Raw genomic sequence first — 19,442 nt, forward strand, 5'->3', positions numbered from 1 at the left:
TTAAAATTAAACTGCGATGTTTAGTTACTAGTGCATTATTAAAGTAGGATTACCCACAAGATTATGAAGAAATGTTCTTAAACTAATTGGTGCGTTGATCCAGGAAGAATTAATGCCTATTTTATTGAATCCCTCTTTTAGCTAACCGGGCAGGTTAGTGGAAGAAGGAATTTGGATGATTACATCGAAAGTTAGTTAAATTAAAGTCATCCGGGGGGATGTATATTATGGGATATATAATGGATTTAAGAAAGATAGTCGGTAACCGTCCAATAATTATGGTCGGAGCAAGTGTTATCTGCCTAGACCAAAGTAATAGACTTCTTTTACAGTTAAGAACGGACAACGGATACTGGGCATTGCCCGGTGGATCTATGGAACCAGGAGAAACATTAGAAGAAGTGGCGGCAAGAGAATTATTTGAGGAAGCGGGCTTAGTTGCCAATAGCTTGGAACTATTCAAAGTATATTCTGGAGAAGAACTACATTATAAATATCCGCACGGCGATGAAGTGTACAATGTTACTGCGACCTATATTTGCACTGACTATAAAGGTGAAATGATTAAGGATAGTAGCGAGGTTTCTGATTTGCAGTTTTGTGAATTGACCAATTTACCTCTACAAATAAACCCACCAGATCTACCAGCAATCAAGGATCTAGTCAATTCTTTTTCAAATTAAATATTTTGTGGCGGACTTTTTGCTTACTGCGCTAAAGGGGCAGCTTTATAAAGGAGAAATAAGATCCTTGAGAGAATTATTAATGATTAAGAATTGTAAGGTGGTAAGCAGTCAATGATGTGGAGAGATTATTTAAGCAGTATTTCAGAAGAGATTGAGTTTAAAGCACCTGCAACCGAAGCGGAGATAGCTTCCATTAAAAAGGGACTAAATGTCAGCTTGCCAACAAAATTGGCTGATTTATACAATGAAACAAATGGTGTCTACGGCAACTATGGAATTTCATTTATTTGGTCAATAGAACAAATGGTCAGAGAAAACTTATTTTTTTGGACCATTCATGAACAAAGGGACTTTATAAAACCACTAGATACATTTTTATTTTTCTCTGATGCTGGCAATGGAGACTTGTTTGGCTATTCAATAGTAAACGGAATGATTCAGACTGAGGATATTTATGTATGGAACCATGAAGATGATAGTCGAAGTGTCATCGCTTTATCGTTTGAAGAGTTTATCAAAGGTTGGATTGTTGGCGAAATCTCTGTTTGAACCTTCCCCTTATTTATCTACAAAGTGTCCATGTCCAGGATTGGCTGCCAACTAGGAAAATTAATTTAATTATTTTTTTAATGCACAGAGTAATAGAGAAATGGTTATTAGGGGTGCTGGTATGCTAGTAGAGCAATCATTGGGTTATCTGAAAAGTCGGTTGGCGGATAAGAACTTCTTCGAAATTTATCAAGGCGAGGGTCGAATCATTAAGGTTACTTGTACTTTTAATGAGCCTGCCCCTGTTGAAAGAATTGAGGAATTCGAACTTAAAACAAATCTTTCCCTGCCACCAGATTATAAGCGATTTTTGCAGACGCATAACGGGGTTACCTTATTTGATGATGTAGAATATGGCGGAGAATGTTATTTATACGACATTGATTACGTTTTTGAAAATTACTTGGATTGGCAAGAAGACTTTCCTTCAGGTTGGATATCAATTGGGTACCATTACGGAGATGAGATACTCATAGATTGTGACAAGTTCCAAAACGGTAACAAATATTGCTTACTATATCGAGATGCTTGTGAACCTAGCGGGGTCGCTCATCTGTTGAATTTAAGCTTCGAATTGTGGTTGGATCGACTTATTATTTGCCAAGGTTTAAATTTTTGGAATCCCCCAAGATTTGCAGTAGAAGATAATTATTGATGGAGGTACGGAGAGAAAGGACAAAAGGGGCAGGGCTAGAAAAAACAAACTTATCTTCGACTAAGGGTGAAAGAGATGAGATCGTTATTTAACCTCATCTCTTTTTATGAAAGATTTCTTATCATTTATCTTACAGTTTTGCAGGCTGTCCATCAAATGCTTTCACATCAAGCGGTGCAGTCAGGAATTCCTTCGCTTTTCCTATGAATGAAGTAAAAAATGCTTTGGTTATGAAGGGCAACTGCCTGAGCTCCTTCCACACTTCAACCATCGTGAAAACATTATTATTTTCTGTATTTTTGTACAGGTTGTAAGAAATATTTCCGTTTTCTTCACATGAAGCAGCTAGAAGCTTCTGTATTTCTCTTTAAAATTCGTCAAACTTGACTGGATTCGTTGAAGCGTGGATAACCCTCATTATGTTTTGCTCAGATTACTTCCATTGTGCCACTCTATCAATTGGAAGGCGAACAGATTTGTACCCTGTATCTGCTGCTTTACCGATGGAGATAAGCATAACTGGAACATAACGTTCCTTGTCCAACTCAAATGCTTCGGCGATTTTGTCCTTTTCATAACCGCCAATAGGGTTTGTATCATACCCGTAAGCACGGGCAGCAAGCATAAACTGCATGGATACAAGACCGCCATCTACTAGGACTACATCCTCCATCTCGGCACGGGAAATCGTCTCAAAATAGCCTGCGAAAGACTTATGAATACCTTCTTTAACTTCAAGCGGCATATGACCTTCTTCTACTGCCATGCCATAGATTTCTTCAAACCGCTCGTAGTTGTCGATATCGCCGAACACTGCAACCACCGCGGCAGAAGTTTCTACCTGGTTTTGATTGAAGCGGGCGAGCGGTGCAAGTTTAGCTTTTGCTTCAGGGCTCTCGATTACAATGAACCTCCAAGGCTGCATATTAATGGAAGAAGGTGCTGTAGTCGCGAGTGTAAGTATCTCTTCCATCTCTTGTTTGCTGATTTTTACTGTTGGATCATAATTCTTAATTGAACGACGCCCTGTAACAATTTCGGTAAAGTTATTCGTTTTTTGTGTTGTCATAGCTGTCAAACTCCTTCTATTCATCATGTAATGATTTTTATTTTCAATTCCCTGCAACGTATTTATACAGTATACAATGAACAAAAATACTTCTTTTTTAGTTATTTGTAAACCAAAAGGGCTTAGGGCATCTCACTCCTATACAAATACTTAAAATCCTTTTCTATTTGGCCAATCGCTGGTCAAAATACTGTTAAGATTCATTGGACAAACAGTTGAAAAAGAAATATTATAAGAACCTATTTGGAAATGGTACGGACAGTAACCGGTGCAATATTTAAGAGAACTGGGTTGTCGTTTGCGGATATGTTGTTGAACTAAAGGGGCAGGTTAGTTGTAGAAAGATTTATGTTACTATATTAATTGGAATAATATAGTATTGTACTAAAAGGGTGAACAGATTGAATCATATTGATAACGAAAAACTATATAAGTTTGCAGCGATTTGCTTTGCAATTGCGGGCCTTTCTTTTCTTACAGCAGGGATTTTAGGTGGCTTTAAAACAATTAATATCGTTTTAACAGCATTGTTTGCTTTTAATTCAATAATATTTTTCTCGTTAGAAAAGATGAATAAAACACAGAACTGAGTTATTTGCTAAAAACAGAACCACGAGCTACCAAGATGTGGTTTTTTTACTTTACTAACGAAGCTGGTTAGTTGAATATCGAACTGAAATAGGGGATAAATATGGAGCATTGAAGGATAGGATCTTAAGTCGATATTGGTAAGACAAAGATGAAGAGCCAAGGAGGAAATTCCCTGGCTCTTACTAGTCTTCATTACTGATGATTAACCGAGAAATGCAGGAACATACAATATACAGTATGAAATACAAAAGTCCCTTTTGCCAGCCGGTTGGCATGGTTACAAAAAACTTAGCGGTCATGCCGATTGTCGCAACCATAGCAGCAGTCAGTATTATTTGTGGCCAAGACAATCTATGACTAAACATTCTTTTAATGATCATTCTCATTATTAACTCCCTGTGTGGTCAATATAGATATGGATAAACTTTACTACTACCCAATATCCTATTGACTATGTGATTCATTATAAGGGTCTTAATTTAATATATCGTAATTTCCACACTTTTCCACAGAGGCTTTTGAACCAAATAATAATTCGTAGTGCAAATCCGCTCTTCTCCTGCAAGAAGGGACATGTTTTTTGATATTGGCATGGTAGGGCAGGTTAGGTAATGGTAAAATATAGCAATAGGGAGTGTATTATGATTATGTAAGAGTGAGAAGCTGTATGAAACACAATGAACAACGAGGAAGGTTAGTTAAAAGAAGTGGGTGTTTAGTGGAGATCGATGCTTTTAGGCTATATCTGCATTGTGTAGTCATTTGCGTATAGAGTTAAGGGAGAAAGAAAAATGAAATGTTTAGGATGTAGTCTAGCGAATAAAATAGCCGACGTGAATGTAGTCTACGAGACCGAATTGGTTTGTTGCATTTTAGACCACGATCCATTTAATGAAGGACACGTTATGATACTGCCAAAACAGCATTTTGAAGATGTTGATGATCTTGATACAGAAACAGCAAATGCAATAATACAGGCGGCCAGGCTTGTGTCAAAAGCTATAAAGACACTCTATAAACCTGACGGGATGACCATATGCCAAAATGGAGGAATTTTTAGCGAAATAACTCATTTTCATATGCACGTTGTACCTCGATATAAGGAGCAGTCGTTTGCTGATTTCTATTTGGAACAGCCTTTAAAAAATGAAAATATTAAAAATATGTTGTCGGTTACACGAGCTGATTTAATTAGAGTTATCAATAAAATAATGTAATACTTATTGACCGACGATTGAAACGGAACAGTTTTTTGGGGAACTTTGCTTGTTTACTAGACAGGTTAGCATTCCTGTAGATCGTTATTTTGAACTTTGATAAAAATAGGGGCCCTCAGTAAGATAGATGAGTAAGACTCGACTCAAACTCAACATCTTAGGAGGAACCCCTTATATGAAGTTTAAAATGCAGGACAAACAAAATCAACTAATAGAAAGAATTACTGATAAGCATCTGATTATTGGCGTGGATATTGCACAACACTTTCACGTAGCGAGAGCCGTGAACTATCGTGGGATTATAGTGGGAGAACCCATCACCTTTGAAAATAATGAAGGTGGATTTTCGATATTATTAAACTGGATACACGAGATTAAAAGAATACATAAACTCGAGGCGGCTACAGTCGGTATGGAACCTACGGGCCATTACTGGATCAACCTTTCCAAATGGCTGATGAAACAAGATATCGAAGTAGTAACCGTGAATCCGCATTTAGTGAAGAGGAACAAGGAAAACCGAGATAATACCCAATCAAAGAGTGACAGGAAAGATGCCCTTGTAATAGCTGATATGGTGAAGAACGGATATTATGCTTTTGTGAGAAACACTTCGGAATCATTTGAGCAACTCAGGGTGCTAATGTCGAACAGGGATGTGATTGTCAAACGGCTGGTCAGCTCTATTAATCAATTAAACCGTTGGGTGGACATCGTTTTTCCTGAACTCAGGCAGGTATTTAAAGATATAACGGCCAAGGGAGCGATCGCTACCCTCAGGCTATTCCCATTGCCGATGGAACTGCGTTCCATGACGCCGGAACAGATCGTCATGGGGTGGAGATCCGTCATGAAGAGGCAGCCTGGAATGAAGAAAGCCCAATTGCTTGTCCAGGTGGCCATGAACTCTGTTGGTACAAGGCAGGCCCTTGGTGCTTATAGATTCCACCTTGAGCAATTATTGGAGGAATATGATCTTGCGGTCCAACAAATGGATAGGGTGGAACAGGCCGTCAAGGAGGTATTGGACTCGATTCCTTTCGCAAGAAAGCTGCTTATGATTAAAGGGATTAGCGAGATCTCCCTGGCTGGCATCCTGGGTGAAGCTGGGGATTTAAGTGGTTTCTCGCATGGCAACTCACTGCTTCGCCATGCGGGACTCCACCTGGTGGAAGCGAGTTCGGGAAATTGGAAAGGCCAGACCGTCATATCCAAGCGTGGAAGGTCAAGGCTGCGGCGTTTCCTTTACTTAGCCACTATGAGCCTTGTCATGAACAATCCAGAATTTAAGGCGATACATGCCCATAATGTCAAAGTGAAGAAAATGAAAAAAATGAAATCCATCATGAAATTGATTGGCAAGCTGGCCAGGATCTTTGTTGGAATAGCACGTAAGAACGAAGTGTATTATGCCCATAAAGTGCAGCCCATAAAAGACATCGCAGCGTAATACAACTCTTACGTTCTCGGAGAGAACACACTTAAACCAAGCAATAGATTATCAAATGTTGGCTCATTCGCAGGATTTCAAATATGTACGGAGTACCAGATTTCTTCAACAAAAGGGCACGGACCCATTAGGTTAGCATAACTGGCCTCCACCCCTTGGAAAGGCATGACGAAGGAATGACAGGGCAACTTAGACCCGTTGAGACATGGGAGGGAAAGCCTCCAGGGGCGGCGTGGAGTAGTACATCATATGGCAAATTATGGAGTGGTTTTCCAACTCCTTTATTTAACCATGCCTTCACGTAGCCAAGTTGGCCCAAACTTACTTCGAACAAAAGGTGACCTAAGACCAAGGAGTTTGAAATCCTGCGAATGAGCGAGCATTTGGGAGAAAATCGAATCATACTGAGGGAGTAGAAGAAGGTAAAGAGTAGAATCTTTAAAGAAAGGATTCGGTTGGTTAGTTACGTAAGATGGATTTCGAAATTATACAGACAAACAAAAGGTGACTTTTTGACGATAGCGAATTTTAAATATTAATAATAACCAAAGAATGCCAGGAGGTTTTTTATGTTTCCATTAATTCTATTTATCTTTTCAATTGTTGGGATTGTAAACAAATTTCATTGGGCGTGGACAATCCCTTTATTAATTAGCATTATTTGGGCCATGGTGAAGTATGGAAATAGAGAAGCGGTAGATAGAGCATTTTACATAATGAGGAGAGATCGCGATTAATCACTGAGGATCAAAAATTATCAGAGTAACTCAACAGGCAATCGATAGAGGGATTGTACTTAACCTAATGAGTGAGTGATTGAAGATCCAAAGCTGCTTTACTGCAGCTTTTTCTTATGTGTGCTAAAGGGGCAGGTTAGTTTAACAACAAACGCCAGGGAAATGTAAAGAATATAGATCCTAAACACGGAAGAAAGGGAATCAGGTAGAAGGATTAAAACCAGTATATATTTTATAATCTTCTTTTAGTCTATCCTATATTAAGAAAGACAGGATTATATGAAGATACTTCTGGTATTTAGATGTGGCGAAACTTTTTTCATTCCATTGCGTAATACAACTGGTAGGTTGTAAGATGTCCTGCTGGTCCCACTAGGAAAAATAAATTCAATCGAGAGGACTGAACGCAAATGTTTAAAAAAATATTAGCGAGCCTTGGAAAAGGGGCGGCGACTGTAGATTTAACATTCGGAAACAAATGTTATCGACCGGGTGAAGACATTCATGGAGAGGTTATCCTGCAAGGTGGAGACGTGGATCAAAAACTGAATTCGCTAGCGGTGCGGCTTATGCTCAATGTCACATCCAGCCGTGGGCAATTGTCCAGAGCTGTAACGACGATTCCTTTACCGATTGACCGCGTGGTTAAAGCGAAAGAGAGAAAAGCCATTCCCTTTCATTACACTATTCCAACTGATATTCCATTCACAAGGAGCTACGTGTCCTATCATTTTGAAACGCTGTTGGATATTGAAGGAGGGGTCGACAGGACAGATGTTGATCGTCTGGTGATAGAACCTTCCGAACGCATTCAGTCGGTGTTCCGGTCATTAGAGCGATTTGGCTTTAGGGAAAAGCCGGATTCCGGGAAGGTAGATTCATATGGGCAGGAATTTGCCTTTTTCCCTAACCAGCAATTCGCCGGCCACATAAATGAAGTGGAACTCCGTTTAGCCGGGCAGGATTCAGGGATCCAGGTATTTATGGAAGTGGATATCAGAAACGGATACCATGAAATAGAAGCAAAAAGGGAATTCTTCATTCCAAATGGGGTGCTTCAAACAGAAAGCGAACTGGATGACATGCTCCTGTCCGTCATCCAGGAGACTGCCAACCAGCCATATGCTTACTCCCAGCCGTTTTCCTTCCGCCAACATGGGCATCAGGGCTCAGGCAAGGGCAGTATGATTCCTGGCATGATAGGCGGACTTGCCGTAGGTATCTTGGGCTCTATGGCCTTAAATGAACTGATGGATGGGTTTGACGCAGAAGGCATGATGGAAGATGCCATGGGTGAAATTGAAGACGTGGAAGAAGGATTCGATTCGTTTTTCGGCGGGGATGACGAAGAATTTTGATTCCCTGAACGATACCAAAAAAGATAGGACCAGCGATTCCTCTCGCTGGTCTTTATTACTTTCGTTTATGCTTCCACTCGGTCGACAGTTGTTGTTTTCACTTCGATACGAGTGATGCGTATGCGTTGATCCCGGAAGGATTAGCGGCTTTTTAATGAATTCCTCTTATTGAGCAAACCGGGCAGGTTAGTTGAAGAACAGTTAAGCTACCAAACTTTAAATTCGGAAGTGGAAACAAATATATGCAATATAGTTATGCAGAACTTTTTGAAGATATAGATTTAGGACGAGAAATCGAGTTCATTTATAAAAATACCAAGTACTACATCTAGCTCAAGAGGGTTTTATTAAAGTATAGCTGGTTTAAGATGTGGTTCCTAGGTCCCTAGTAAAACAGATAATAAACTAAAGGAGATTTTTTGTTATGTCCGGTATAGATATTGTAATGGCAGTTACAGATAGAGAAGCTGTAATGGCGGAAAAGTATGTCCATTTTGATGAAGAAATTCATCAATATCTACTTAAGCAGTTTGGAAACGATCCAACTTTCCATTTGTTATTGCAATTAGATCGTTATGAGACAAGAATTATTTATAGAAAAGATATCCCAAATTTAATTAAAATTTGTCACAATCTATCCGGCATATATGGCAGTGAAGACGGATGTGAACCGTTAATACGCAATTTTGTTAAAGAATTAAGAAATATGTGTGAAGAAGCATTAAAGTTTAAAAAACATTTATACACAATTGGGGATTGAACAACGATGGTTCTTTTAGTCTTTTTTGTTTAACTAACAGGGCAGGTTAGTTGAAGTTGGATATAATTTTTACGTCCAAATTGCGAAAAGAAAAAGCACCAAAATGGTGCTTCCTACTGAAAAACCTTTTTAAAATTGTAAATGCAGACAACATTGACATAAACATCAAGGATCATATATGTAATCAAGTCGATTAAATTAGTTTCTTCTAATGAATGATGAGGTGCGAAAAATAGAATATATATGCTGCCAATGATAGATAGTATTATGCCTAATAGAACACTTCTCAAAAATATGGGGATGGATAAGCTGAAGAAAGGCAGGAAAAAATCTAAATCCTTTTGTTTTCTCTTATTGTAAATATTGATTAAGAGATAAACACCAATTGCATTTATACAAAGAAATGAGATTAAATCAATAACATCATATGTATTCATGGAATAAGGGTTATAAAGGGATGGTAATGACAAGACAGTAAGAGCTGCAATTATCCAAAAACCTATACGATACCTTTTCTTTTGTTTATCGGAGAGTGTTCCTTCCCTTAATGCAGTAACTAGTTTGTTAATATTCCAAATATACATTGTTATCCCCTTAACTCATTATATTTACAGAGAAATTATAGGGAATAGTTCGTTTATTATCCATGCTCAATTATTGGAAACGTATCTGTAAGTTCAAAAACTGGAGCAGATTTTGGGCAGCTTTTTGCTTACTGCACTAACGGCGCAGGTTAGCTGAAGAAGGATTTCATTTAGTGAGAACAGAAAATATATTGCTAACAGTGATGTTTTCGCAACGAAAATGCATAGAAAAAAAGGAAGGATTTTATGGACTTTATCGAGAGATATGTTGTTGAACTTGAAGATGGAACTTTTGCTTTATGGGGACAATTTGTGGATGGAGAAGAGTTAAGCTTGCTAGCTATGGATAATTTTTGTGACGCAACTTTATTTCATAAAGAATGTGCAGAAAGAAAAATTCACCAGATAAATAATGGGGTTTGGAAATTCCTGGGCGATGCAAAAAGGGCAAAAGGTATACGTAAAGTTGAAATGAAAATGATTTAATAAAGGCGGCCCAAAAACTCTGCTGCCTTTTTTCTTCTTTAACAAATGGGGCAGAATAGTGGAATACGAATTCCCATACAATAGAAACTACAGTTTTTGAGGAGTGTTAAATGATAAATGATATGTTTTTGTGAACATCAGGAAACTTATGATTTAAAAGTTGAAGGTGATGTAGGTACAGACCCAATTTGGTGCAATCAATGTGGGTGTAACTTTGATATTGAAGAAGTTCCCATTTCAGGTGATTTAAAAGAAGAACTTATGAGATGGGCTATGAGGTATGGGGAATGGATGGATTGGAACAATGATACATTGCGTGTCAACGGAATTGAATTAGAAGATAAACATAATAAACTTGGGCAGCAGCTTACGGAAAAAGTGAAGAAAGAACTTGGTAAAAACTATAAAGTTAGGTTTTCTCCTTCTTCATCAGCTAGAATGTATGCTGATTTAAATTGTATGGAGTATCCAGAAGAATTAAAACAATCTTTTAGATATAAAAACTTTGGTGAAGTAGCCATAGATAGTATTATTAGCCGTATTATGACTGATGTAGAGGAATTTATTTTTAATAATGGAAAAACCATAATAGATAAACACACAAAGGAATTTATTAGTGATTGGATGGAAAGTTTTCATCTTTCTAAAGATTGTTGGAAAATAATTACTGAAAGAGAAAAGGATTTTATAAAAGATACAATTGAAGAATCATTGGGGGCTATGCCAGTATGGAAAAACGATAAAGAATTTCAAGCAAAAGTATTAGATGGTTTTAAACAATTTTTTGGAGAAGATTCGGATTTTTATATTATGTTTAGAAATGCCTATTTAAAGGGACTGGAAGAGGAATATTTATAATCGTCTTACTACACATAGTTATGTAGTGAGGAGTTAAGTAAAATGCACAAAAAAATAGATAACATACTACTTATTTTGGGTTTGGAGAATTTTCAATTTGGTCTTAGATTATATCAGGGGATATACCAATGAATATCTCAATGTTTGATTTATTTCGTTAAGATTGTGAAGAAATGTATTTAAACTATTGGGGGTGTTAATCCAGGAAGGATTAACGGCCTTTTTTATTGAATTCCTCTTGATGTTGAGCTAACGGGGCAGGTTAGTTAAACAACGACTAAGGAATCTGTCTGCTCATTGTCCCTTTGCTTTCCTAAGAAAAAAAAGAACCGATGGAAGCATCCCTCAGTCCCTCCTTCCATACTTTTCGGACAAGTCGATCTGTTTTCGATTATTATCTGCCAACTTTAGGATCCACTCATTTGGACGCCAACGTATTTTGTATCTATACATTATCGGAAACATGATCTCCAGAACCTGTTTTCCACCAATAGCCGGCCTTCCTTCTGCCAAAGCATACCTGTCTCCTATCTTGATCAGTTTTAAATGGAACGGCATTGAAAATCCTTCTCCGTCCCATGTTTTTTTACCGCGTCATGGCCTTCTACCACCGCATAGAGGCAGACCATGGCGATTCCTTCCTGTTCTGTTACCCCCAATACTTTATGCGATTCTACGGTATGGACCGACCTTGAATACTGGTATTCCTCTAGCAAGTACTCATGAATGACCTGGTCCATTTGGTTGGATACATGTACCCCCGTCCTTCCTGAGACATAATAAAAGGCCGATTCTACTATTGGGCAAGAATGATGGCAACACTGGCTATGCGTCTCTTCTTCATCAATGACCTCCCTTATCCAAGTTTGGGTTAATCTGATTGAAGGTAAGCAGAATCTGCAGCAAGTATATCAAGGCCTTTCTCATTTCATTTGATGGTAAGACTACTTTTCAGTAATTGCAAAAAGCCCTAAAATTCTTTCGTTTTCACTAAGATTATTGGTATTATTATACCAATATTCAAGCCTGCTTCAGTTCAGGAACAGGAACTAAATTACTGTAGCTTTATAGGTTTAAATCAATCACATCAAAGGAGAGTGTTATCGTGTGAATTATCTGAGAGTCATTCTTTATTCCCTTCTTGCTTCCGTAATTCTGTCGCTCCTCGACGCATGGTGGACGTATGTTTCCCTATCAGAAAGGGATCCCAGGGACATGTACTATCCTTCGTATTGGGAAAGCTTTCTCTGGGGTCTCTTCTTTCTGGTTCCTGCGCTTTTGATTTCAAGCACCCTTGCCTTCGTTTTGTATGCGGCATTTAGGAAATACAAAAGGTTTCCGAGATGGGTTAACGTGAGTGGGAGCATCCTGGTCTCCGCCGGCCTCACATCCCTTGCATTCTATTTGCTTGGCCAGGATGGGAAGACCCACGACATCTACCTGATCCCTCAAGGATATGAGGGCAATGCTTTTGCGTTCTACAACGTGAAGGGAGCACCTAAGGTGAAGATGGAAGATGGATATGAAGTACATACCATCAACAAGAAAGGCTATTTTGTGACATCAACCCAGGACATGGACTACGGTGAAGTCACAGACAGGTATTATTACGTGGACAAACGCGGAAACCGAACGCCTATTAAACAAGAATGCGTGCATACCTTAGGCAATGGCGGTGTCACAGCAGACGGGGCGGACTTTATCTACACAGGCATCCAAGTGACCAAAAACCAGTGCGGAGAAGAGTTTATGTCAGAGGGGTCAGGAAACAAAGAATACAGTAGCGAGATTTATGATGAAATTATTTCTACGTATTATTCAGGGGCAAAGGATTAAATAAATTGGGTAATAGTTACTGAGAGGTGTGGTAAGCATCAAGGTAAATTTGGTGAAAGCCAGGGTGCGTTGATCGGGAGGGATTAGCGGCCTTTTTTGTTGTTCTCTTCTTATTGAGCTACCATGAAAATTAAATTCTGTAACTTCAGGAAAATGGCCATACTTAAATAGACGCAGCTCAATCAGTTTTTTAAAAAGGAGAGCGTCTGATTCCTGAATCGATTATTGAAAGACTAGGATGCTTCCGAAATGGTCACTGTATATCCTAAGTTCTCCAGTCTCCGAACCGAATGCCGTACGATTGAAACTTGTCTTTGCTTGTCAAAGTAGTCCTCACCCAAATCAACATACATTTCTTTTCGGGTGAGAAGGTAATACGCGATACGCAACATCGCATGTGCGACTACAATGGCTGCACGTTTCTTTCCTTTTCGTCCGGCTGTCCGCCTGTATAGGGCACCGAGATAGTTCTTCGAACCCCTTACTGATTGGGCTGCTTCAGTTAAGGCAGAACGGAGATACTTGTTACCTTTTTTGGCTCTTGCAGATTTCCGCTTTCCAGCACTTTCATTGTGGCCAGGAACCAAGGCTGCCCAGGAACATAAATGTGCAGCACTAGGAAACTGCGAACCCACATTAGTACCAATTTCAGCGAGTATTTGTTCAGCCATCCTTGTGGCTATCCCAGGAATGGAGTCAAGCCGTTCGATATCTTCCTGATATTCGCTTACCCTCTCGGCAATTTCCTTGTCGATTATCTCGATCTGTTCAGTGAGGAAATCAATATGAGTCAAAATTGTTTTAAGCATTAATCGCTGATGTGGGTTTACATAGCCTCGAAGAGCCAGCTCAAGTTCATCTTTCTTCTTTTTCATTGTACGGCGTGCCAAATTTGATAGTTTCTCAGGGTCGTCTTCACCGTTTGCGATAGCATGAAGCATGTCCTTTGCCGAAACACCCATGATGTCCGAAACGACAGAACCAAGTTTGATGTTCGCTCCTTCAAGCACCTTTTGAATCCGATTGTGTTGCCGGGCACGTTCTTCGATAATGCTTCGGCGATAACGGACTAGTTCCCTAAGCTCCCGTTGTGTCCTGTTCGGGATAAAGCTTGCCTTTAACAATCCGTGTCTTAGTAATTGGGCAATCCATTCGGCATCTTTCACGTCGGTCTTACGACCGGGAAGAGATTTCATATGTTGGGCATTGACCACGAGAAATTCAATACCTTCAGCTTCCAACAGATTGACGACTGGTTTCCAGTAAACACTTGTACTCTCCATCGCAACGTGACTGCACTTTTGTTCCTTAATCCAATCGATTAGATCCAAGAGGAAGATTGTTTTAGTAGAAAACGTGCGAACCTCCTTTCCTTCAGATGTCATGATGCAGGCAGTAATATTGTCCTTATGTACATCCAGCCCGCAAGCTCTTTCAATGATTACATCCATTGAACTTTTCCTTTCTTGGCTAGTTAAAATAGAGGCTGGTGCAGCAACCAGAATTAGGATTAATCTACCATAAGTGCTTCCCCGGAAGGGGAGCGACAGTCGGTGGTGCACCGTGGTCGTTGGAGTCAGACTAACGGATGGGCTCTATGGCACCATAGTTCATCGACCTTCCTCATCCAGCCTAAGAACAGTATCGACGGTTTGGAGCCATTTTCATTCTCTGTGGTGAATCGCCGGTTTTGCGATTCATGGAGGGCTAACGGGACAGGTTAGTTGATCAAGAAATATGTTAATATGGAATAAATTTACTGTCTTTTATGAGGGATGGTTAGGTATGGAGATTTGGAAAATAAGCGATAAAGTATCGAGACTTAGCGAGGTCATACCGTATTACTTTTCTAGTTTGTTTTTTTCTTGTATTTCTTTTTCTGTGTTTCTGATTGTGTTTAATGGAGAACTAGCTTGGTTACGCTTGCTGCCTGTCATCATATATTCTATTTTTATTTCTGTCCCCTACTTACTTTTTGCAGTACCCTTGCAAATCATTTTAAATAAGCATCCGAGCAAGTTTAATGTATTTTATCTTTTTGTTTACACATTGCTTTCATTCGCCGCAGTATTGTTATCTTCAAATATATTTGGTACTGAACTAATAGGTTTAGTCGAAACTAAAGTATATTATGGTGCAAGTATCGCAGCAGCTATTTATTGGTTTTGGGATTCTGTCCTTTTACAAAAAAGAATTTAAATGTCATTTTATTCAAGTAGGATGGTTCCGAAGTCCTTTAGTAGCCTTTTTGCTTGCTGCACTAACGGGGCAGTATCGTTGAAGAAGTTATAACCTAAAGGGTTAACCATAATAGTGGAATATTTTGAATGAATTATTTAAGATATTTCAGTACTAGAATACTGTCTTTGCCCGGGTTGGTCCCAAATATAAAACAGGACGGTCTTAATGACCGCCTTTTGTTATTGTTCAGTTAATAGATGCCATGACCACCGTAACCGTATCCGGATCCACCATATCCGCCCAAGCAAGAGCAACCAATGATGATTAAGAGGATAAACAATACGATAATTAATGCAAATCCACCACCAAACCCATAAGCAACACCATCTGACATGTAACTCAACTCCTCATTTATTTAATTTAAGTTTTTGAGGAGGCACTAAATATGGGATAATACATTCTATGCAGGGACATACGTCCATGGTGAAAAAATTCTTAGTAGTACCAGGGATTGCATATTCCGGAGTGAAGATTCTGCTGAGTAGTTTTTTGCTGTATCTCAAAAAAGTTATCCTCCCTGGTTAACTATAAATAAGGAGGAAAATAGTCATTTGACTTTTATCCATTTTAGATTTTATTGCATATGTTAATGCAGAGAATGAAATACGCCGTATCCAAACCAGGCATGATCTCCTTTACAAAAGCAAAGCACATCGCTTTGCTTTTTCTGTGTAATAGATGCTCCTGTTCAATAAATTTTGTATGTATCCTTTTCCCTCTTTTTTTAAAAAAGGTAAAAAGCCCTATCACTCATAACGGGGGTAACATAAGATAAATCGGAGCTACATGAATCTATTCTAAAGGGGTGTCCAATATGGGTGGATATGCTGGAGGATATGGTGGCGGATTTGCCTTAATCGTCGTCCTATTCATTTTGTTAATCATCATCGGTTGTTCTTGCTTCTATGGTGGTTACTGATAGCACTGATAGCCTATGAGGCATATTAGCTTCATAGGCTTTTGTATCTAAACGAAGTCAATCGGCTTCCTTTGGATCCCTTGATCCCATCCCCCACAGCGTTAGCTTGCGAATGACTATCCCACATGTACATTTCCACACACGTAAGGGGTTGATTCCTCGGGGGGTGATGTACTACATACTATGGGGCGGAGCAACAAAAAGACACAATATTAATACTTAATGGCTGACTGAACGAATGTATAAGTGGAATTGTCTTCTTTGAATAAGATGTCATAATCCAGGCCAACGAAGTTTGCTTTTGTCATCACTCCTGTGGGACTGCCTCTTTTCTGGAGGTAGTCTTTTAATGGTAAGAAGGCCCTGTCCTTTTTTTCTTTCTACATCGTATGAACTATTTAAGCTATAAAAGGGGTGAGTTGGTATGGCAGCGGATTTGCCTTCATCGTAGTGCTGTTCATTTTATTAATCATCATTGGCTGTAGTTGCTTCTATGCTGGATATAAAGCTAACGAGGCTTTAGTAAAGAAAGAAGTAGGCAAACGGGAATATTCTGAAACCTAAAATCTATAACAAACGTAAAGACAGGTGAAGGTTAATAAACAAAGTGAGGTGTGGCCATTGAAAATTGTAAAATCTAAAATGGAAACATCAAAAGGGCAGTTACAATACAATATTAGTGGAAACGGGAAACCAAATATTATTCTCATCAACGGTGGTTCAGGACCAATAGAAGGCTGGATGAGAATTCTGCCAGGAATTTCGGAATCAGCATCAGTGTTTTCCTATAATCGTTTTGGTGTCGATGATAGCGACAAACCAAAAGAGCCTCAACACGGCGTAACGGTTGTTGATACATTACGTGAAGCATTATCCATAGTGGGATTTGAACCTCCATTTTTATTAGTCGGACATTCGCTTGGCGGTTTGTATGCAAATCTATATGCACGACTCTATCCGAACGAAGTAGCAGGTATTGTGTTTGTAGAATCTAGCCATCCGAATGACTTAACTCTGGAGCAATTTCAAGGTAAGGCTATAAAAACAATCAATAAGGTATTGAAAAAGTTTGATTCGTTATCTTCCCTTAAACAATTCAATGAAGTTAATTATGTGGAAGAAACCGTGAACCAAATTAATCAACATTCTGTCTTCCCTGAAATACCTGTATATGTCGTTGTCGGCGGCAAAGAAAATCGAATGATGCCAAGAGAGGCTCGAAAAAAAAGACGCGAAAACCAATTGGAGCTATTATCGTTATCGAGAAATAGCAAACAGATTGTCGCCGAAAAAAGCGGGCATTTTCCTCAGATGTCAGAGCCAAGAGTCGTGATTGACACAATAAGAGATTGTGCAATAAAAATATTTAATAATAATGTAATCCAATAATCTTTGTGCTTACTTGAAGGTCGGCTGCCATCGGGCGGTTTTTTTGTTGTACTTACGGGGCAGGTTAGCATTCCTGTAGTTCGTTATTTTTGAACTTTGATAAAAATAGGGGCCCTCGGTAAGATATATGAGTAAGACACCACTCTAACTCAACATCTTAGGAGGAACCCCTTATATGAAGTTTAAAATGCAGGACAAACAAAATCAACTAATAGAAAGAATTACTGAAAAACATCTGGTCATTGGCGTGGATATTGCCCAACAATTTCACGTAGCGAGAGCCGTGAACTTTCGTGGGATTGTGGTGGGCGATGCCATCACTTTTGAAAATAATGAAGAGGGATTTGCGACTCTATTAAACTGGATAAATAATCTTATGAAAATAAATAAATATGAGGAGTCCATAGTCGGTATGGAACCTACGGGCCATTACTGGATCAACCTTTCCAAATGGCTGATGAAACAAGATATCGAAGTAGTAACCGTGAATCCGCATTTAGTGAAGAGGAACAAGGAAAACCGAGATAATACCCAGTCCAAGAGTGACAGGAAAGACGCTTTAGTCATAGCTGATATGGTGAAGAACGGATATTATGCTTTTGTAAGAAACACTTCGGAATCATTTGAACAACTCAGGGTGCTAATGTCGAACAGGGATGTGATTGTCAAACGGCTGGTCAGCTCTATTAATCAATTAAACCGCTGGGTGGACATCGTTTTTCCGGAAATCAGGCAGGTGTTTAAAGATATAACGGCCAAGGGAGCGATTGCTACTCTCAGGATGTTCCCATTGCCCATGGAACTGCGTTCCATGAAACCTGAACAGATCGTCATAGGGTGGAAATCCGTAATGAAGAGGCAGCCAGGAATGAAGAAAGCCCAACTGCTTGTCCATGTGGCCAGTAAATCTGTTGGCACAAGGCAAGCCCTTGATGCTTATAGATTCCACCTTGAGCAATTAATAGAGGAATATGACCTTGCGGTCCAACAACTCGAAAGGGTGGAACAGGCCGTCAAGGAGGTATTGGACTCGATTCCTTTCGCAAGGAAGCTGCTTATGATTAAAGGGATTAGCGAGATCTCCCTGGCTGGCATCCTCGGTGAAGCTGGTGATCTCAGTGGTTTCTCGCATGGTAACTCACTGCTTCGTCATGCAGGACTCCACCTGGTGGAAGCGAGTTCAGGAAAGTGGAAAGGCCAGACTGTCATATCCAAGCGTGGAAGGTCAAGGCTGCGGCGTTTCCTGTTCTTAGCCACTATGAGCCTAGTGATGAACAACCCCGAATTTAAGGCTATACATACCTATAATGTCAAAATGAAGAAAATGAAAAAGATGAAATCCATCATGAAACTCATTGGCAAACTAGCGAGGATCTTTGTAGGAATAGCACGTAAGAACGAAGTGTATTGTGCCTATAAAGTGCAGCCCATGAAAGACATCGCAGCGTAATACAACTCTTACGTTCTCGGAGAGAACACACCTAAATCAAGCAATGGATTATCAAATGTTGGCTTATTCGCAGGATTTCAAATATGTACGGAGTACCAGGTTTATTCAACAAAAGGGCACAGACCCATTAGGTTAGCATAACTGGCCTCCACCCCTTGGAAAGGCATGACGAAGGAATGACAGGGCAATTAAGACCCGTTGAGACATGGGAGGGAAAGCCTCCAGGGGCGGTGTGGAGTAGTACATCATATGGCAAAATATGGAGTGTTATCACACCCCTTTATTTAGCTATGCCTTCACGTAGCTAAGTTGTCCCAATCTTACTTCGAACAGAAGATGACTTAAAAGCAAGGAGATTGAAATCCTGCGAATGAGCGAGCATTTGGGAGAAAATCGAATCATACTGAGGGAGTTGAATATCAGTTAAGCTGCCAAACTCTAAAATAGGAAGTGGAAACATTTGCAATATAGTTATGCAGAACTTATTGAAGGTATAGATGGGACGAGAAATCGAGTTTATTTATAAAAATACCAACTACTACATCGGATGTGGACCAGGCAGTTATATGTTTTGGATGTTCGATGATTCTGGAAGTGAAATCATAGG

General features: G+C 39.4%; 21 protein-coding genes and 1 pseudogene. 16 read left to right on the forward strand and 6 right to left on the reverse strand.

What is annotated here, in order from left to right:
* Positions 1-227 precede the first annotated feature (227 nt).
* The 3 genes from V1500_RS07650 to V1500_RS07660 all read left to right on the forward strand — a co-directional run bounded on the left by V1500_RS07650 (position 228) and on the right by V1500_RS07660 (position 1,890).
* The gene (locus V1500_RS07650) at positions 228-683 is read left to right on the forward strand and encodes an NUDIX hydrolase (protein WP_409304973.1); all 456 of its coding nucleotides are present in this window, start codon (positions 228-230) and stop codon (positions 681-683) included.
* Between the two features lie 114 nt (positions 684-797).
* The gene (locus tag V1500_RS07655; protein ID WP_409304974.1) at positions 798-1,235 is read left to right on the forward strand and encodes an SMI1/KNR4 family protein; all 438 of its coding nucleotides are present in this window, start codon (positions 798-800) and stop codon (positions 1,233-1,235) included.
* A 121-nt stretch (positions 1,236-1,356) separates the two neighbouring features.
* Positions 1,357-1,890 carry an SMI1/KNR4 family protein gene (locus V1500_RS07660; RefSeq protein ID WP_409304975.1) on the forward strand — a complete coding sequence of 178 codons (534 nt, stop codon included), beginning with the start codon at positions 1,357-1,359 and terminating at the stop codon, positions 1,888-1,890.
* A 130-nt stretch (positions 1,891-2,020) separates the two neighbouring features.
* On the opposite strand, the gene V1500_RS07665 is transcribed toward V1500_RS07660, so the two are convergent.
* Both V1500_RS07665 and V1500_RS07670 read right to left on the reverse strand, forming a co-directional pair.
* Positions 2,021-2,251, reverse strand: a complete 231-nt coding sequence (locus V1500_RS07665; RefSeq protein WP_409305944.1) for a putative quinol monooxygenase — start codon at positions 2,249-2,251, stop codon at positions 2,021-2,023.
* 72 nt (positions 2,252-2,323) lie between these two features.
* Positions 2,324-2,959, reverse strand: coding sequence for a nitroreductase family protein (locus V1500_RS07670; protein WP_409304976.1), 636 nt, complete (start codon positions 2,957-2,959; stop codon positions 2,324-2,326).
* 401 nt (positions 2,960-3,360) lie between these two features.
* Between V1500_RS07670 and V1500_RS07675 the strand changes: the two genes are divergently transcribed.
* The 7 genes from V1500_RS07675 (at position 3,361) to V1500_RS07705 (ending at position 11,000) form a co-directional block, all read left to right on the forward strand.
* Positions 3,361-3,549, forward strand: coding sequence for a hypothetical protein (locus V1500_RS07675; protein WP_409304977.1), 189 nt, complete (start codon positions 3,361-3,363; stop codon positions 3,547-3,549).
* Between the two features lie 792 nt (positions 3,550-4,341).
* A complete protein-coding gene (locus V1500_RS07680; RefSeq protein WP_409304978.1) occupies positions 4,342-4,767 on the forward strand; it encodes an HIT family protein in 426 nt (141 codons plus the stop codon).
* 175 nt (positions 4,768-4,942) lie between these two features.
* Positions 4,943-6,217 (forward strand): IS110 family transposase, encoded by a 1,275-nt coding sequence (locus V1500_RS07685; RefSeq protein ID WP_409304979.1) that lies wholly within the window; start codon positions 4,943-4,945, stop codon positions 6,215-6,217.
* Positions 6,218-7,364: 1,147 nt separating this feature from the next.
* On the forward strand, positions 7,365-8,312 hold the full coding sequence (locus V1500_RS07690; RefSeq protein WP_409304980.1) for a sporulation protein: 948 nt from the start codon (positions 7,365-7,367) through the stop codon (positions 8,310-8,312).
* Between the two features lie 424 nt (positions 8,313-8,736).
* Entirely contained in the window at positions 8,737-9,072 is a 336-nt protein-coding gene (locus V1500_RS07695; RefSeq protein WP_409304981.1) for a hypothetical protein, read from the forward strand.
* Between the two features lie 830 nt (positions 9,073-9,902).
* Positions 9,903-10,142, forward strand: coding sequence for a hypothetical protein (locus V1500_RS07700; protein WP_409304982.1), 240 nt, complete (start codon positions 9,903-9,905; stop codon positions 10,140-10,142).
* Between the two features lie 117 nt (positions 10,143-10,259).
* Positions 10,260-11,000, forward strand: coding sequence for a hypothetical protein (locus V1500_RS07705; RefSeq protein WP_409304983.1), 741 nt, complete (start codon positions 10,260-10,262; stop codon positions 10,998-11,000).
* Between the two features lie 345 nt (positions 11,001-11,345).
* On the opposite strand, the gene V1500_RS07710 is transcribed toward V1500_RS07705, so the two are convergent.
* Together V1500_RS07710 and V1500_RS07715 are read right to left on the reverse strand one after the other, a co-directional pair.
* Positions 11,346-11,558 carry a hypothetical protein gene (locus V1500_RS07710; protein WP_409304984.1) on the reverse strand — a complete coding sequence of 71 codons (213 nt, stop codon included), beginning with the start codon at positions 11,556-11,558 and terminating at the stop codon, positions 11,346-11,348.
* Entirely contained in the window at positions 11,543-11,740 is a 198-nt protein-coding gene (locus V1500_RS07715; protein ID WP_409304985.1) for a hypothetical protein, read from the reverse strand. The genes V1500_RS07710 and V1500_RS07715 overlap by 16 nt, the downstream gene beginning before the upstream one ends.
* Before the next feature lie 367 nt (positions 11,741-12,107).
* Here V1500_RS07715 and V1500_RS07720 point away from each other — a divergent pair, with 367 nt between their 5' ends.
* Positions 12,108-12,836, forward strand: coding sequence for a DUF6843 domain-containing protein (locus tag V1500_RS07720; RefSeq protein WP_409304986.1), 729 nt, complete (start codon positions 12,108-12,110; stop codon positions 12,834-12,836).
* Between the two features lie 233 nt (positions 12,837-13,069).
* Here V1500_RS07720 and V1500_RS07725 read toward each other — a convergent pair whose 3' ends face one another.
* The gene (locus V1500_RS07725; protein WP_409300497.1) at positions 13,070-14,287 is read right to left on the reverse strand and encodes an IS110 family transposase; all 1,218 of its coding nucleotides are present in this window, start codon (positions 14,285-14,287) and stop codon (positions 13,070-13,072) included.
* A gap of 334 nt (positions 14,288-14,621) precedes the next feature.
* Between V1500_RS07725 and V1500_RS07730 the strand changes: the two genes are divergently transcribed.
* Positions 14,622-15,035, forward strand: a complete 414-nt coding sequence (locus V1500_RS07730) for a UPF0715 family protein (RefSeq protein ID WP_409304987.1) — start codon at positions 14,622-14,624, stop codon at positions 15,033-15,035.
* A 232-nt stretch (positions 15,036-15,267) separates the two neighbouring features.
* Here V1500_RS07730 and V1500_RS07735 read toward each other — a convergent pair whose 3' ends face one another.
* The gene (locus V1500_RS07735; RefSeq protein ID WP_409304988.1) at positions 15,268-15,411 is read right to left on the reverse strand and encodes a YjcZ family sporulation protein; all 144 of its coding nucleotides are present in this window, start codon (positions 15,409-15,411) and stop codon (positions 15,268-15,270) included.
* 480 nt (positions 15,412-15,891) lie between these two features.
* Between V1500_RS07735 and V1500_RS07740 the strand changes: the two genes are divergently transcribed.
* From V1500_RS07740 to V1500_RS07755, 4 genes and pseudogenes are all read left to right on the forward strand, one after another.
* Positions 15,892-15,996 carry a YjcZ family sporulation protein gene (locus tag V1500_RS07740; protein ID WP_409304989.1) on the forward strand — a complete coding sequence of 35 codons (105 nt, stop codon included), beginning with the start codon at positions 15,892-15,894 and terminating at the stop codon, positions 15,994-15,996.
* Between the two features lie 405 nt (positions 15,997-16,401).
* Positions 16,402-16,500, forward strand: a pseudogene (locus V1500_RS07745) (YjcZ family sporulation protein); the annotation flags it as partial.
* A 117-nt stretch (positions 16,501-16,617) separates the two neighbouring features.
* On the forward strand, positions 16,618-17,385 hold the full coding sequence (locus tag V1500_RS07750) for an alpha/beta fold hydrolase (protein ID WP_409304990.1): 768 nt from the start codon (positions 16,618-16,620) through the stop codon (positions 17,383-17,385).
* A gap of 175 nt (positions 17,386-17,560) precedes the next feature.
* On the forward strand, positions 17,561-18,835 hold the full coding sequence (locus V1500_RS07755) for an IS110 family transposase (protein ID WP_409304991.1): 1,275 nt from the start codon (positions 17,561-17,563) through the stop codon (positions 18,833-18,835).
* Positions 18,836-19,442: the final 607 nt, after the last annotated feature.

Source organism: Peribacillus sedimenti (genome assembly GCF_046237635.1).
GTDB classification, from domain to species: Bacteria; Bacillota; Bacilli; order Bacillales; family DSM-1321; genus Peribacillus; species Peribacillus sedimenti.